Here is a 15,337-nt window from a genome sequence, read left to right on the forward strand (position 1 = left end):
GGCAACAGTTAGCTTTCCATTTCCATCTATGGTTGTGTCAGCAGACTGATTGCCATAGATCGACCATGTAACTGATGGGTCATATCCATTGCCACCAGATACACTTGCATCAAACTGATAGCTCTTTCCCGCAGGAATAGTAACTGATCCTGGCATAACATCAACACTTGTGATGAAAGGTGTCACATCCTTCACAGTTACGGTGACATCTACTCTTGCTGTGTGATGACGTCTTATGTCATTAGCTGAAAAGAAAATATAGCTTGCCACATAGCTTCCTGGCTTGATTCCCTCATATGTTGAAATTGAAAACGTAACTGTCTCATTGGGATCCATATTAAGATCAGGACTTATATATCCAATATCAAAGGCAGTATTTGGATCAACTTCCTCCCAGGTAAGCGGGAAAGAAGTCTGTCCCACATTTACTATAGAAAACTGCTTGGCAGGTACTGTATCTCCTGCATATACTGTTCCAAAGCTTATGCTTGGTGTATAGCATATGAGATTGTAGTCAAAAGGATCTGGCTCATATGCTGGTGGTTCTGGGGCTGGTTCAGGTTCTGACTGCAGGATAACCTCTGGAGTAACGTCTTCTTCATAGTTTTCTTCATAGTTATCTTCTACATCCTGATTTTCCTCAGCATATACCTTTCCAATCTGCACTGCAGTTATGCTGGAAAGCACGATACATCCAGCAAGAAGCGCCGCACACACTTTTAGAAAGATGTTTTTCATTTTTAATTCCCCCTCTCAAAGAAAAACTGCAATTAAATTTCAGTCCTAATTCACATTACCATTCTTTTTTGCACTAATGTTGGAAAAGTGCGAAAATTTAAATAAATTTAATAATATGATATTCTATCTTTAGATTTATACGATTCCACATGCGAAGAGGCAAAAGATTTGTATATAAATATTAAAAAACACATCCTTTCAAACACAATACTCAGCGTTGCTGTAGTCAAGATCGTAGCTGCCCTCTGTGAAGGAATCTTGCGGGCACTCCTTGAAAGAAGCGACCTCTCCACCCCAGACATGCTTGATATATGGCTCTGGCGTGCACAGATGGCAAGCTCAATGATCCAGATAGTGGTTATACTGTATCTTTTCTACAGATCCTGGAAGGTTTTAAACCACTACATGAAACTGGTTCCCAAGGAAGACCAGCAGGGTATGGGAGAGCTGCAAAAGGAATACTTTGGAAAGAACAAGCTTGCTTCCCTTTCTGTATCATCAGTAAACAGACTACTGCAGCTGTGGGCAGTTATCTTCATAGGGGCAGAGCTTATCTACGACTTCACCTCCATCATGTACCGCCGCTTTATCGGAATGCTCATTGATGCTCTATCATCAGGAACCGGAATGAGCGATGGAACCTTTGTAATGCTCTACAATATGACCCACGGTTTTAAGTATCTGGAGATCTTATCAGCGATCTTACTTGGTGTTGTAATGACAGGAATTTTCCTTAATGACAGATACCTTAAGATAGCCACAGTGGTGATCCTTTTACTGTTCCTTATAGCCTTTGCAGTAATGCAGATGCAGACAGTATATCTGATGGGCAGAGAGATCGGTATTGTATGGACCTCCATCATCTACCACATAACAGAGACAGTCGGACTCATTGTTCTTTCAAGATACCTTGCAAAAAGATATAGAGGACTGTAAATAAAAAAGCCGCATCGGCGATACCGATGCGGCTTATATATTGTTCAGAACATTACTCGATTGTAAGGATATCTACAAAACCTGTTACCTCGAAGATCTCCTGGATCTCTTCGTTAACATTCTTGATAACCATGCTGCCCTGCTTGTTCATAACCTTCTGAGCTGAAAGAAGAACACGAAGACCTGCAGATGAGATATACTCAAGCTTTTCAAAGTTGAACTCAAGCTTAGCGATACCATCGAGGGCTGTCTTTAGCTCATCATCAAGCTGTGGAGCTGTTGTTGTATCAAGTCTTCCCTCAAGAGCGATTGTAAGTTCGTTTCCATTAGCAGTTTTGTTGATTGTCATTTAGTCCACCTCTTTCATTTATTATTTGATATCACATACGATTGTCATGTCGATCCTGTTGCCCTTGACACCAACAAGTACGTCCTTGGCAAGACTTGCCACGATTGACTTCTCAAGTTCGTCCCAAGCCTGCTTAACTTCTTCACCACCGTCGATGTTTTCTTTAAGAGCATCTCTGTACTCGTAAAGGGACCACATGATTCCAGAATCTGCCATTCCCTCTACTCCGTTGTACATACCCATTGTACCATAATTGACAAATCCGCCGCCATACTCCTGCTGAAGTTTCATGACATTGCTGTAATTAAGAAGACCATTTTCGATGATGTCTCCTACCTTGCCCATGAAGCCCTTAACAAGAGTGTTCTCCTTCTGAGAAGCAACTCCAAGAAGTCCTTCCTTCTTGTCCTGGCTCATCTCTGTCTTACCAGATACTCTGATGCAGCACTCGTGGTTATACTTCTCAAACCAGATAGCTGCGTGGTAATCAGCAGTAAGAGCCTTGAGCATTCCCACAGTCTCTTCAAAGAGAAGCTTCATATGAATGGCATCCTTTGGCTTAAGGTCAAGATCCTCTAAAAGTTCATCAACCTTATTGAAGGACTGGATGTCATTCTTTTTACTGCTGTCTATAAATGTAAATGGAGTGATAGCCTGTGGAACTCTTGATCCAACTGTGCTAAGGGCCTCTGAGAAGTCCTTGGTCACTACCATTTTCACATTGCTCTTGTCCACATAAACATCTATATCGTCTGCAAGCTTGGCAACAAGTGATCTCTCAAGATCATCCCATGCTTCCTGAGAATATGGATCCTGCTCTCTCTTGGTGTAAACCTCCTGGAGATAATCCTTTAAGTTCCACTCCTCGTCGTCAATTCCCTGCATAAGGAACATTGACTTTAATACTCCAAAGAAACCTTTCTCGCTGCTGTTCTCACCTGAGCTTGAAACAGAAATAAGCTCCTGCTGCTTAGCCTTGTCCATATGATTTTCTGCTGAGAGATATATCCTGGTTACTCTGCTTGTTCCCTCAAGCCAGAAATCCATGATACCTAAACCGATAATGGATTTCGCAAGCCTTAAAACTTCCTCACACAAAAGCTTAAGTCTTAGCTGATCCTTTTCCTTAAGGCCCACATCAAAGATGTAATCATCGATCAGCTGATTAGCGCCTTCTAGTTTTGCTTCTACGTCAGCAATTTTTATATGACTTGTCTCTACGTATCGCATATTCCCTCCTCATATATCGTTATAACAATCATGATATCACATTTTAGTGCACAAGTGCATTAGCAATATCTTTTTGCATATCAATAGCAGCAGCTCTTGCAGCATCGCCAACTTTGCCATCTGCAAACTGCTTGTAATTATCGCTCTTCCAGGCAGCAATTATGCCCCTTGAGGAATTGACGATAGCTCCAAGGCCATCCTTGTTAAAGAAGTGAACAAGGTCTTTTCCCTTGCCGCCCTGAGCGCCGTAGCCAGGAACAAGAATGTAGGCATGGGGCATGATCTGTCTGAGAGCCTTGCCCATCTCTGGATAGGTTGCGCCAACAACCGCACCAACATTACTGTAGGAACCATCCATAGAATCAAGCCCCCACTTTTCTACCTGCTCTCCAACGATCTCATAGAGTGGACGACCATCGATGAGCCTGTCCTGGAACTCTCCGCTTGAAGGATTAGAAGTCTTAACAAGTACAAAAATACCCTTGTCCTCTTTGTTGCACACATCGATAAATGGCTTAACTCCGTCAGATCCAAGATAAGGATTGACTGTAGCAAAATCCTCATCAAATCCCCTGAAGATCTCGCCTTCAATTGTTACGCTTCCAAGGTGTCCAACTGCGTAAGACTCTGAAGTCGAGCCAATATCGCCTCTTTTGATGTCTCCGATAACAATAAGACCTTTTTCTTTACAGTACTCCACAGTCTTTTTAAAGGTGATAAGTCCCGGAATGCCAAGCTCTTCATACATGGCGATCTGAGGCTTAACTGCAGGAACAATATCGTAGATACTGTCGATGATCTCCTTGTTGAACTGCCAGAAGGCTTCAGCTGCTCCCTCCAGATTTTTGCCTTTTTCTTCAAAGCACCTTTCCTTTACTGCGTCCGGAATAAAAGAGAGCTTTGGGTCCAGTCCCACCACAATAGGTGCGCCTGTTTTTTCAATCTTGTCGATCAGTTTGGAAATCATTTTAAGTCTACCTTCCTTGATGTTTTTATCTGTTCTTCCTTGCATCCATAAGCAAAAAGAATTCATCTATAGCTCCAATGAGCTTTTCTTTTGGCATGGATTTTAGAAGATACTTAGCTGATTTAAGGGAAACTACCCTCATTACTGACTCTTTGTCGTCCTTGGCTGTAAGGAAAATAACCGGAATGCTCTTGAGTTTACTGTGATCCCTCATGGCCTTAAGTATATCAGGTCCGCTCATGACAGGCATTTCATAGTCAAGAAGAACCAGATCCACATGGGTCTGCTCAAGAAAAGTCAGTGCGATCTTGCCTGAACTTGCCATATACACGTGGTATTTTACTGACAGCCAGGTCTTCATCATTCGGAGCATTGCCCCATCATCATCTACGATAAGCACCTTTTTCCTAAGGCTCTCATCCACAGCGCTGTAATCAACCACCATATCCAGATGGTCAGTCAAAAGCTTAACATCCAGTGGTCTTAGATATGTTTCCTGTATTTTTTCTTTTGCGATAAAGGAAGTAGCCAGTGTCAGCTCTTCATTATTGCCTATGAGGTACAAAAGAAATCTCTCTGAATCAATATGTTCATTTAGATATTTAAAAAGCGGGATGTTGTCCGCTGTAAGATCTCCCAAATAGAGAATATAGATTTCCGGTCTGCCCTGCATGTTGTCAATAGCATCTGGAAAGGGCATAGCCGTTTCAACCTTATAATCGCTTTTTTGAAGTCACACTGCTATAGCGTTTATCATAAAGCTCTTTTGCACGCCAATCAGTAATACTCTCTTGTCCATCAAATAACCTCTTTGCACAAAAATTCTGCGTCATCATATTTCACAATACATTTAAAAGTCCATCTCTGTCAACTGCCGCAAGAAGCCGCTTAACTTCAAGGAATTTGTTCTTGTAATCAGCAGGGATCCTGTAGCCTTCAAGCATGGCCACAATGTCATCAGCGCTGTCAAAGAAAGACCCTGAAACAAATTCTTTTATGGAGGCAAATGCCCCCTCAAGCTCCTCCGGGCTTATAAGCGGTTTGCCATCGTCATCTTCTGTAAAAAGAACCTCCAGTTTTTTAGAATAGCTCCTATACAGGCTCAGAAGTCCAGGAGTCAGCATCTCGATCTCGTCTATATCTCCGCCATTTCCGCAGGCTTCCAGATATTCTGCCTTCTCAGAAAGGTCCAAAGCACCAATTGCTCTGGCTGAGCTCTTAAGTCCGTGAACATAGATGGTGTAATCCCTGATGTTCTTTTCCACCTCGTACCTTTCTATGAGCCCTGCTCTTTCGTCGATGGACAACCAGAAATCACGCATAACATCCCTTGCCGCCACAGCAGAGCCGCACCTTTCTATGGCTGAGTTCACGTCGATTCCATTGATCTTTAAAAGTTCCTGCATCACTTCTTTTTCTTTTGATCCATCAGACTCTTCATCGTCTACATAATCCGTGTCACCAGGCCTTGAAACCTTATCCTCAGGAAGATAAGAAAGGATCATCTCCTCGAGCTTTAATGGATCAACAGGCTTTGACATATAGTTGGTAAAGCCCTCTCTGAAATACATTTCACGAGAGCCTGATATAGCGTTGGCAGTCAGGGCGATCACAGGCGTGTCACTGTTTGGATTATCTTCTATTTCCTGCATTGCATGGAAGGTCTGGATACCATCCATCTCAGGCATCCTGTGGTCAAGAAAGATAATGTCATACTTAGTTTGTTTTATAAGGTCAAGGGCATCCATTCCGCTGGTCGCAGTGTCAATCTGCATTTTGGTCTGTTTAAGAAGCCCCTCAATAACAGTAAGGTTTGTCCTTGTGTCATCCACAACCAGGAGCCTTGCCCTCTCTGCATGAAAGCTCTCCCTGTAGCCATGGACTTCTTTTTGTGATTCCTTAACTTTCTTGGCAAAGTCGCCAACCTTGTCCCAGTTTACTACCTTTTGTCTTATTACAAAAGAAAATACGCTGCCTTTACCATATTCGCTGTCAACTTCAAGCTTACTGTTCATCATACCAAGAAGGCTTGTTACGATACTGATGCCAAGGCCAGTACCTTCAACGGTCCTGTTATTCTTTTCATCGATCCTCTCAAAGGCTGTAAGAAGCTTATCCATATCCTCCTGCCTTATTCCGATGCCAGTATCAGATACGCTGACCTTAAGGTCAATGTAATCCTCATCGTCGTCAAAGAATTCCTCATCTGTGGCCACTTCATATGAGACCTTTAAAGTAACAGCCCCTTCTTCCGTATATTTCACAGCATTGGTTATGATGTTGATGATACACTGCTTGATCCTTATCTCATCTCCAAAAAGGATGTGGGGAATATTCTCATCAACATCTACAAATAGCTTAAGGCTCTTTTCCCTGGCCCTCATCTCTGACATATTGACGATGTCGTTCATAAGAGACCCCAGCTCATACTCGACAGGGATTATCTCCATCTTGCCAGCTTCGATCTTGGAAAAGTCCAGGATGTCATTGATAAGAGCAAGCAGTGTCTTACCAGAACTCTGGATGTCGCGGGCATAGCCAAGTATTTCCTGATCCTTGCTCTCCCTTAAGATCATTTCATCAAAACCAAGGACCGCATTGATAGGGGTCCGGATCTCGTGGGAAATGTTGGAAAGAAACCTTGATTTGGCTTCGTTAGCTGACTTAGCGCTTAGAAGCTGATCCTCAATTGATTGTCTTGCCTTAACAAGTTCTATGTACTCGACCAGTCTGTAAACTGTAAGATCCATGGCATGGTACAGGTCTTCAATCTCGTCGTTGGTGCGGATATCAAGATCATGAACTGCCTTGATGCTGGCGTTAAGATACCCTTCCTTGGCGTTGTAAATGCCTGCCATTGCCTTGGACATGTCCCTTATGGGTCTTGCTATCCTGTATTGGGCATATCTGTTGACGAACACAGCAAGAGGAATAACGATTATGGATATGAGCATGGCAAGGCGAACACTGTAGCGGTAGTTTATCCTTCCATTGCCCAGTAAAGTATCAGCAAAATACTGTCCCTCATGCTTGCCTTCATTTATGAGCTGGAAGCTTACCCTGCTCTCAAGTCTCTCAGCGCTGTTTATCTTCGAAAGGTCATATTCAGAGCTTGATATGCTTTCTTCAGAATAGCTGTAATCATGCATTGTTGGTATAAGAGTGTTGGATGCAAACTCCGCAGACAGGCCCAGCACCAGCGCCTCAAAGACGATGATGTTCATAACCACGCCGCCAATCTTTGATCTGCGCTCCACCTCATATTTGTCGTCCTCAGTCAGAATGCTGCGATCCACATAATATTTACCGTTTGCCAGCAGGATTTTTACCTTGTCAGGAAATTTACTAAAGATCAGATAGACTATTGTACTGCTAAGAAGTGAGCCAGGCAGGCTGTTTAAAAAGAAATATATCACCTGCATGATTGTCAGAGACCTGATGCCACCATCACTAAGAAGCATAAGAAGTATACCCCAGAAGGTCCCTACCAGGTTCATCATAAAGAATGTTACCGGAAAGACCTTATACCACTTATTAAACCAACGCCTTCTGGTTATAAGGTCAACTACGATAACCACAACAAGATATATAAATGTAAGATAGGAAAAAGAGCTGTTGATAAAAGTCCTGTGAAGGAACAACAAAAGGACACTGGCCATTCCCGGAATGCTTCCGCCAAGCGCAGTTGTTACCACTATGGGAACATACCTTAAGGAATACACAAGCCCGGCAGCACTAAACCCTGCCCCATCAAAATAGGGCAGGAAGTTGCCATAAAAGATCATATAGGTAGAAGTGAAAATGATCGTCGCAATATTGATCAGATCTGACTTCACACTTCTCTGTTCCTTGGGTCTGCCTATGATGCTGAATACATCCATATATATCGCCCCTCACAGCGGTATTAGAAAATCACATGTGACCGTCTCTGTGCATCGAGAACTTATCCATAGGATAGTTCTTAAGGTTCTCAAGTACTTTTCTGTCATCTGCCTTGGAGAGCAGAGTCTCTCTGGCCTTATTGATGTCGCTGATATTCTTGTGTCTTGAAGGTCCACCTACGCAGCCTCCAGGACAAACCATTCCCTCAATGAAATCTTCAGGGAGCTTGCCAACCTTAAGAAGGGTGAGAGCTTTTTTACACTCTGCTCCTCCTGCTGCCCTAAGGAGCTTAAGCTGCGTGGTATCTTCGCCTCTCTCCTGCATGCACTCAATAACAGCATTGGCAACTCCGCCGCTGGCTGCAAAGCGCTTGCCCCAGATTGAAGACTCCTGATATTCTTCAGGAACCGGTTCAAACTTAACGTCTTTAGATCTCATGAGAGCCCTGAGCTCACCGTAAGTTACTACATAATCTGCATTATCAGGAACTGAAGTATCCTGAGACTCAGCCTTTTTAGCGATGCAAGGTCCGATAAATACTGTAACGCAACCAGGTCTTGTAGCCTTTAAATATCTTGAAATAGCACACATAGGTGATACGGTGCTTGACATGTTCTCCTTGTACTGGTCAGGGAAGTGCTTCTTTAACATGTTGATAAATGCAGGGCAGCAGGAAGTTGTCATCTTGTGACCTTCCTTATAAGCCTCGGACCACTCCTCAGACTCGTAGGCTGCAGTCATATCTCCGCCAAGACCAACCTCGACCATGTCTGCAAAGCCAATCTTCTTAAGTCCCTCCTTGATGGAACCCATGGAGATGTCCTCACCAAACTGCCCCTCAGTCGCAGGTGCGCACATGGCGATAACTTCTTTTCCTGCCTTGATCTCCTTGATGATATCAACAAGGAAGGTCTTACTTCCAATAGCAGCAAATGGACAGCTGTGGATGCAGTGACCACACTGAATGCACTTGTCCTCATCGATCTTGCAGTAGCCGTACTCATCGTAGGTGATGGCGCCAACAGGGCAAGCCTTCTTACAAGGTCTTTCAAGGTGCACAATGGCATTGTAAGGACATGCGTTGGCACACATTCCGCACTCTTTACACTTGGCAGGATCAATATGCATATGGGTATCACCAGGGGTGATGGCGCCAAACTTGCAGGAGCTAAGGCAGGCCTTACCCATGCAGAAACGACAGTTATCAGTTACTGAATAAGCAGCGATAGGACACTCATCGCAGGCTGGATCAATAACCTGAACAATATTCTTGGAATCAGGATTGTAGCTGGGAGCCTTGGCATTTGCAAGGTTGATCCTCTGACGTACGATCTCTCTTTCTTTATATACACAGCATCTGTACTCAGGCTTAGGACCTGGGATCATCTTAAGTACAAGCTGTTCGATGTGCTCCTGATCATTTTCATTGTTCCACTCAAGTCTGCACACTTCCTCCATGATCTTGTGCTTAAAGCTGTTCATACTCGCATCATTTGTTACCATAAAAAATCTCCTCCAAAAAACATAAACAAAAACGTTACTTATATTAAATCAGGGTTTCGCGCCAAGATCTATGAGTCTGCCAAACTCAAGACCTTTTGTATCGTGGGTGGTTATTACAAGTGGCCCTGTTCCCTGTTTGTCTCTAATGTAGGCTATTGCCGCTTCACGCGACTTGTCATCAAGTCCCGTAAAGGGCTCGTCCATAATAAGGACGTCGCTTGGGATCGCGCAGGCTCTTACTATTGCTACCCTGCGCCTCTGTCCTCCTGACAGCTCTTTTACCGGTTTGAAAAGAGCGTCTTCAGGAAGTAGTTTTTTTAGCTCCTCTATAACTGTCTGCCTGAAGACCTTCTTGCTTACCATGGTCACGTTGGTGACAGCGTCATAGTCTTCGCAGAGCCTGTCCTCCTGGAACACAACACCAGAATTGATAAAGGGATATTTATAATCCCCAAGGAGCTTAACTGTTCCGTTATCCGGCTCCTCAAGACCAAGTATAAGGCGAAGCAGCGTTGTCTTTCCGCAGCCCGAAGGGCCTGTTAAGATGTAGCTGTGCTCCGATTCAATATTCAGATTGAAATTATCAAGTACCTTCTGTCCATTAAAGGACTTGGATACATCTTTTATCTCTATTGTCATGTGGTTTCCTAGATCATGTCAAATAGTAGCGAAATAAGTTTCTCGCAGATAAAGGATACAAGGACAACAACTATTGTCCATGCAAAAAGCTCTGCTGTCTCAAGGTATATCTTGGATAGATACAGTCCATTGCCTATTGTGCCAAGGGGCTGGCCAATGACCTCAGCAGCTATTCCGCTTTTAAAGCTCATTCCAATCGCCAGTTTAAAGGCACTTTTGAAAAAAGGCTTAAGCTGAGGCAGGTATATGTACCTAAGAAGCCTCGTTCCTGGCATGCGGTAGACCTTTGCCATCTCAAGGAGCTTTACATCTGTACTCTTAAGCCCCTCAAGGGTATTCAGGTACAGGATAGGAAAAACTACCATACTGCAGATTACAATGGAAATGTTTCTGCTTCCAAACCAGATGAGCAAAAGAATCACAAAACTGGCCACAGGAATTGATTTAAGGGCAGATACAAGTGGCCTTAATAAATCTTCAAGCCATATCTCGTGCTTTGCAAAATATGCAAGGACAATACCCAGAACTGATCCAAGGACAAAACCAAGGAGGATCCTTGCACTTGTCTGCCATACGCTTCCCCAGAAACTTCCCGTCTGTACAAGACCAGCCAGAGCTATGACTGTATCTGCAGGTCCTGCCAGCAGTATTCTGTTATGTACTATGAATGCTGCCAGCTGCCAGATCACGATCCAGGCAGCTGCAGCTATGATACGTCTGATACTTTTGGGCATCTTACAATGTCCTTCTTTTTCACTTTTTTATACGATAAGCGTAAGGAATCATCATCCCTCGTAGTAGAAATCATCTGATGGAAGCGCTCCTCCAACAGACTTGGGATCCTGCTCAAACAAAACTTCAAGATATCCTGAGAGGGTCTTCTTTATATCTTTTCCTGAAATGCAGACTACAGCACAGTTAGGAATAGCCTTCTTGGCAAGGGGCTCCTTTGCAATGATGCCCTGAGAAACTGTGAGTTTTGCTGTCTTTTCAAGGTCTGATGTAGCTCTTTCTGCGCTGTATTTGTGAGCCTTGATGAAGGCATCAACAGCACCCTTGTGCTCCTTTAAAAAGCTGTTTGTAACTACTGTCACGCCAGTTACGATCTTGCAGGAGTCATTGACCTTTTCCCACTCATCTTCAAAGGCAAATGCAACCTTCAGATCTCCATTCTGAAGACATGCAGCTGTTACAAAAGGCTGTGGAAGTACAGCCACTGCTGTTTTATCCTCTGCAAGGATTGAAACGATCTCAGTTGGCTCTGACTTGAACTCAACTCTGCAGTTATTTATGCCATTTTTCTCAAGAAGATATCTGAGTGTATACTCAGGAGTAGCTCCCTGGCCAGTTGAATAAACTGTCCTGCCATCAAGGTCTGCAAGTGAAGTTACGCTCTCATCAGCAGTTACGCAGTTAAGAACTGAAAGTGTATTTATATCTATTACGGAAACTCCACCCTCAACCTTGCTGTTCATAACACAGGCAACGTTTGAAGGTACAAGACCAATATCAACATTTCCGGCAACCATTGCTGCCATAATATCTGATCCCTGAGTGTACATTTCAAAATCACACTTTATCTCAGCATCGCCGTTTTTTGCATCTTCTATAAGATTCGCAACGCCAATTGTTGTTGGTCCCTTAAGGGCTGCAACTCTTATGGTCACATCATCATTTGCAGCTGATGAACCGCACCCTGTAAGAGCGCCTGCCACCATTCCAAGTACCATTACAAGGATCAGGGCAAGTGCTATTGTTGAAACTAACTTCTTAGATCTTCTACTTATTGACATAGTACCAAATTACCTTCTTTCTCTCACTCTTATTTTTGATTGATCATGCTCGCAAGGAATCCGGCTCCAAAGCCGTTATCGATGTTGACAACGCTGACTCCGCTGGCACAGGAATTGAGCATAGACAAAAGAGCTGACAGCCCTCCAAAGGAAGCTCCATATCCCACACTGGTGGGAACCGCAATAACAGGGCAGTCTGCAAGACCTCCAATCACACTGGCCAAAGCACCTTCCATTCCGGCAATTGCGATGACAACGTTTGCAGTCATGATCTCTTCCATAGGTTCTTTTGCCATAAGCCTGTGAATGCCAGCTACGCCCACATCATAGAGCCTTACAACGTTGTTACCATAAAACTCGGCTGTAAGAGCTGCCTCCTCAGCAACAGGCATATCACTGGTGCCACCGGTGGCAATGACTATCTTGCCAACCTTGTCCTCTGGCTCATCAGACTTCTCTTTTCCAAAGGCAATACCAACTTTACTGAGTTCGTCGTAAAAGAGTTCTCTTGTAGTCTCGGTCTTACCCTGGTTAAAGTAGTCCGCTGCCTCTTTGGACATCCTGGTGATCAGGACCTTGCTCTGACCATGGCTAAGAAGCTTTTCAGCTATCTTAAGGATCTGATCCGGAGTCTTGCCTGCGCCATAGATAACTTCTGGCTTGCCCTGCCTGATCCCTCTGTGGAGATCCGGCTTTGCAAATCCCATGTCTTCAAAAGGAGCTTCCTTTAATTTAAGAAGTGCCTCGTCCGGGCTGACATCTCCGCTTTTAACGCCGTCAAGCAGGCGCCTTAAATCTCTTTCTTCCATAAATGGTCTCCATAGTGCAAAGTCTTGTGCGCACACTGATCTAATTTATAGTATAACATTATTTAAGAACATACTGCCAATTATTTCACAAATTAAAGGCCGTGACGAAAAGCCACGGCCTTGTTCATCCATATGTAGTTATCCAAGCATTCTCTCAAATTCAGCTTCAGGAACCGGTTTATGGAAGTAGTACCCTTGTATATAGTCGCAGTCATAGCTCTTTAGGAACTTGTACTGCAGCTCGGTTTCAACTCCTTCTGCGGTAACCTTAGCTCCTATCATGTGAGCCAGACCAATAGTGGTGATGATAATGGATTCCACCTTGGAATTTTTCCCGATCTTTCTTATAAAGCCCATATCCAGCTTGATGATATCAAAGCTAAAGCTCTCAAGCATTGAAAGGGAGCTCATTCCACTGCCGTAGTCATCAAGAAGGATCTTTATCCCCTGTTTTTTCATCTCACTCAGGTAGTCAATAGCTTTGGCCTCAAGATCTGCATAGGCAGACTCAGTAACCTCGAACCTAATAAGGCTTGTGTCTATCTTTAGCTCTTTTATCTTCTTGAATATACTCTCAATAAAAGCAGTATCATAAAAATCTATTCTGGACAGATTGATAGCACAGGGAACAGCTTTTTTTCCATTCCTGGTGCACCTAAGTACCAGCTTCATTACGCGTTCTAACATGTATTTATCAAGGATTGATATCTTGCCTTCAGACTCAAGAACTGGAATGAAATCAGAAGGAGGCACCATTCCAAGGCCCTTATGTGGCCATCTGACCAGCACTTCTGCGCTTACTATTTCGCCGGTCTTTGCGTCAACAACAGGCTGATAATATGGTTCAAACTCTTTTGCCTTGATGCTTTTTTCAAAATCAGCAAGAAGAGTCATCTGCCGCAGATAATTGTCCTTGATAGCGTCGTCATAATAGGCAAAAAGGTCTCCCTTTCCAGCAGAGATACTCTTTTCTGCAAGCTTGGCACCATCGATCAGCTGAGTTATCTCTAGCTTTTTGTTCTTGATTGAATAGATCCCGCAGCTGATCTCATAGTTAAACTCTTTTGAATCAGTCTTAAAGGACTGTCTGCTCATGGACCGCAGGTTGTCCGGAGTTAGATTCTCATCAGAAGTAATAAGGACAAAGTGGTCGCTTTCAAGTCTTGCCAGAATAATTGGCTTTAGATATTTCCTTATGACATCTCTTGTCTGGTAGATGACAAGATCACCGTTTTTATCACCAAAGAGTTCGTTTACTACTTTGAAACCCTTAACGTTGGTATAAACGAGAGAAAAGTGGCTGTCCTTGGGACGCTCTTTTAAAAAGAGCTTTCCCCTCTCCACAAAGCCGGTTCTGGCATATTCATCTGTAAGCCAGTCGTGGTCAAGGGCAGTAGTGATATCAAAGAACAAAAACAGCAGCCAGTCAGGATACCCCGGAACTTTTCTGACACGAAGGATCTTGGCCTGTCTGCCAGAAGGAGTTTCGATATGAACAGTTCTTACGAAATTGCCCTTTTCTTCCATCTCTTTTATCACATTGGAAAGAGCCACATTGCTAAGAAAATATGACTGTTCCTCTTCCCATAAAAGCTGCGAAAGCCTGAAGCTTATGTCATTGTACTTAAGGCGGCCGGCCTCAAAAACTTCCTTAAATTCCTCACTTACGTGATATACCTCGCACACATTGGTATTGATATTGACGGAGACCACCAGGTCATAAACGTCTTCTAAGATTGTCTTTATAACAGGCTGCTCATAAACACCCATCAGAGGAATTATGGTCCCAGGCTTAAGAGGAGTTATCTTGCCATCCTCTATAAGTTCGCCAACACCTCTGAAGATGGTCTTGCCATTTTTTACCTTAAAATAGCTGCCGTCGGTGATCATGTAGAATCTGCTTTCGAAGCTGTCCGGGATTACCACGTCATTGATCAGATCTTTCCCATCAAGGGTCACGGTCTTAAGGTAATCTGAATGTGGGATCAACTCAATATTGGTAAGGTCAAGGCCTTCAGAAAAGCGGACATAGTTTGGATCTGCGGCTTCCCCAGCAAGCTCCGGAACAAGATATACGTTATAGGCTGCGTTCATAGAACCAGCACTTAGTCCGATCACGATTCCGTCATAGGATAAAAGAGCTTCTTTAAGCCCCAGCCTTTTCATAAAAGCAAGCTGATCCGGCGCATGACCACCTGAAAGATAGATCACATCTGCCCAGGCAACAAGCTCTGGAAGAGCCTTCTTATCTTTATCTGTCAGCATACGAAGCTCTGACACTTTAAGATCCTTCATCTCGAATGCATCAAGAAGGCATCTTTTTTGATGGTTATTTTCACGATCTGCTTTGGGGTCACAGGGAACATACAGAATGTTTGCAGACTCAGGCCATTCCTGCTTAAGGTCCTCAAAAAAGCCATAGCATTCCCCAGGATCTTTTTTCTCATAACTATCTATTTCCTGATAAGGAATAAAACTGCCTGTAAGATAC

13 protein-coding genes are annotated in these 15,337 nt (G+C 43.6%); 1 reads left to right on the forward strand and 12 read right to left on the reverse strand.

Annotated features, from left to right (window positions below; translation table 11 throughout):
• The coding region (locus tag J6I68_RS06865) for an Ig-like domain-containing protein (RefSeq protein WP_292218816.1) at positions 1-738 on the reverse strand (738 nt) is incomplete at its 3' end.
• Positions 739-906: 168 nt separating this feature from the next.
• On the opposite strand from J6I68_RS06865, the gene J6I68_RS06870 reads away from it, so the two are divergent.
• Positions 907-1,674, forward strand: a complete 768-nt coding sequence (locus J6I68_RS06870) for a hypothetical protein (RefSeq protein ID WP_292218819.1) — start codon at positions 907-909, stop codon at positions 1,672-1,674.
• A gap of 52 nt (positions 1,675-1,726) precedes the next feature.
• Here J6I68_RS06870 and J6I68_RS06875 read toward each other — a convergent pair whose 3' ends face one another.
• The 11 genes from J6I68_RS06875 to J6I68_RS06925 form a co-directional block, all read right to left on the reverse strand.
• Positions 1,727-2,023, reverse strand: a complete 297-nt coding sequence (locus J6I68_RS06875) for an STAS domain-containing protein (RefSeq protein ID WP_292218821.1) — start codon at positions 2,021-2,023, stop codon at positions 1,727-1,729.
• A gap of 21 nt (positions 2,024-2,044) precedes the next feature.
• Positions 2,045-3,253: a hypothetical protein gene (locus J6I68_RS06880; protein WP_292218823.1), complete on the reverse strand. Its 1,209-nt coding sequence runs from the start codon at positions 3,251-3,253 to the stop codon at positions 2,045-2,047.
• A gap of 43 nt (positions 3,254-3,296) precedes the next feature.
• Positions 3,297-4,220 carry an orotidine-5'-phosphate decarboxylase gene (pyrF, locus tag J6I68_RS06885; RefSeq protein ID WP_292218824.1) on the reverse strand — a complete coding sequence of 308 codons (924 nt, stop codon included), beginning with the start codon at positions 4,218-4,220 and terminating at the stop codon, positions 3,297-3,299.
• 25 nt (positions 4,221-4,245) lie between these two features.
• A complete protein-coding gene (locus tag J6I68_RS06890) occupies positions 4,246-4,920 on the reverse strand; it encodes a response regulator (protein ID WP_292218827.1) in 675 nt (224 codons plus the stop codon).
• A 139-nt stretch (positions 4,921-5,059) separates the two neighbouring features.
• Entirely contained in the window at positions 5,060-8,101 is a 3,042-nt protein-coding gene (locus J6I68_RS06895) for a response regulator (protein WP_292218830.1), read from the reverse strand.
• Between the two features lie 31 nt (positions 8,102-8,132).
• Positions 8,133-9,605 carry a 4Fe-4S dicluster domain-containing protein gene (locus J6I68_RS06900; RefSeq protein ID WP_292218832.1) on the reverse strand — a complete coding sequence of 491 codons (1,473 nt, stop codon included), beginning with the start codon at positions 9,603-9,605 and terminating at the stop codon, positions 8,133-8,135.
• A gap of 48 nt (positions 9,606-9,653) precedes the next feature.
• Complete coding sequence (locus tag J6I68_RS06905; RefSeq protein ID WP_292218835.1) at positions 9,654-10,244, reverse strand: ABC transporter ATP-binding protein; 591 nt, start codon at positions 10,242-10,244, stop codon at positions 9,654-9,656.
• Between the two features lie 8 nt (positions 10,245-10,252).
• On the reverse strand, positions 10,253-10,978 hold the full coding sequence (locus tag J6I68_RS06910; RefSeq protein WP_292218838.1) for an ABC transporter permease: 726 nt from the start codon (positions 10,976-10,978) through the stop codon (positions 10,253-10,255).
• Positions 10,979-11,029: 51 nt separating this feature from the next.
• On the reverse strand, positions 11,030-12,037 hold the full coding sequence (locus J6I68_RS06915; protein WP_292218841.1) for an ABC transporter substrate-binding protein: 1,008 nt from the start codon (positions 12,035-12,037) through the stop codon (positions 11,030-11,032).
• Between the two features lie 29 nt (positions 12,038-12,066).
• Complete coding sequence (gene larB, locus J6I68_RS06920) at positions 12,067-12,846, reverse strand: nickel pincer cofactor biosynthesis protein LarB (RefSeq protein ID WP_292218843.1); 780 nt, start codon at positions 12,844-12,846, stop codon at positions 12,067-12,069.
• Positions 12,847-12,984: 138 nt separating this feature from the next.
• A partial coding sequence (locus J6I68_RS06925; protein WP_292218845.1) for an EAL domain-containing protein occupies positions 12,985-15,337 on the reverse strand: 2,353 nt, incomplete at its 5' end.

This window comes from Butyrivibrio sp., assembly GCF_017940685.1.
In the GTDB taxonomy this organism is placed as follows: domain Bacteria; phylum Bacillota; class Clostridia; order Lachnospirales; family Lachnospiraceae; genus Butyrivibrio.

What these genes read in the sequence shown, in the direction of transcription:
- J6I68_RS06915 (WP_292218841.1), bottom strand. Translation starts at nt 12,037, where the DNA reads ATGTCAATAAGTAGAAGATCTAAGAAGTTAGTTTCAACAATAGCACTT.
- J6I68_RS06910 (WP_292218838.1), bottom strand. Translation starts at nt 10,978, where the DNA reads ATGCCCAAAAGTATCAGACGTATCATAGCTGCAGCTGCCTGGATCGTG.
- J6I68_RS06905 (WP_292218835.1), bottom strand. Translation starts at nt 10,244, where the DNA reads ATGACAATAGAGATAAAAGATGTATCCAAGTCCTTTAATGGACAGAAG.
- J6I68_RS06890 (WP_292218827.1), bottom strand. Translation starts at nt 4,920, where the DNA reads ATGCCCTTTCCAGATGCTATTGACAACATGCAGGGCAGACCGGAAATC.
- J6I68_RS06880 (WP_292218823.1), bottom strand. Translation starts at nt 3,253, where the DNA reads ATGCGATACGTAGAGACAAGTCATATAAAAATTGCTGACGTAGAAGCA.
- pyrF (WP_292218824.1), bottom strand. Translation starts at nt 4,220, where the DNA reads ATGATTTCCAAACTGATCGACAAGATTGAAAAAACAGGCGCACCTATT.
- J6I68_RS06895 (WP_292218830.1), bottom strand. Translation starts at nt 8,101, where the DNA reads ATGGATGTATTCAGCATCATAGGCAGACCCAAGGAACAGAGAAGTGTG.
- larB (WP_292218843.1), bottom strand. Translation starts at nt 12,846, where the DNA reads ATGGAAGAAAGAGATTTAAGGCGCCTGCTTGACGGCGTTAAAAGCGGA.
- J6I68_RS06875 (WP_292218821.1), bottom strand. Translation starts at nt 2,023, where the DNA reads ATGACAATCAACAAAACTGCTAATGGAAACGAACTTACAATCGCTCTT.
- J6I68_RS06900 (WP_292218832.1), bottom strand. Translation starts at nt 9,605, where the DNA reads ATGGTAACAAATGATGCGAGTATGAACAGCTTTAAGCACAAGATCATG.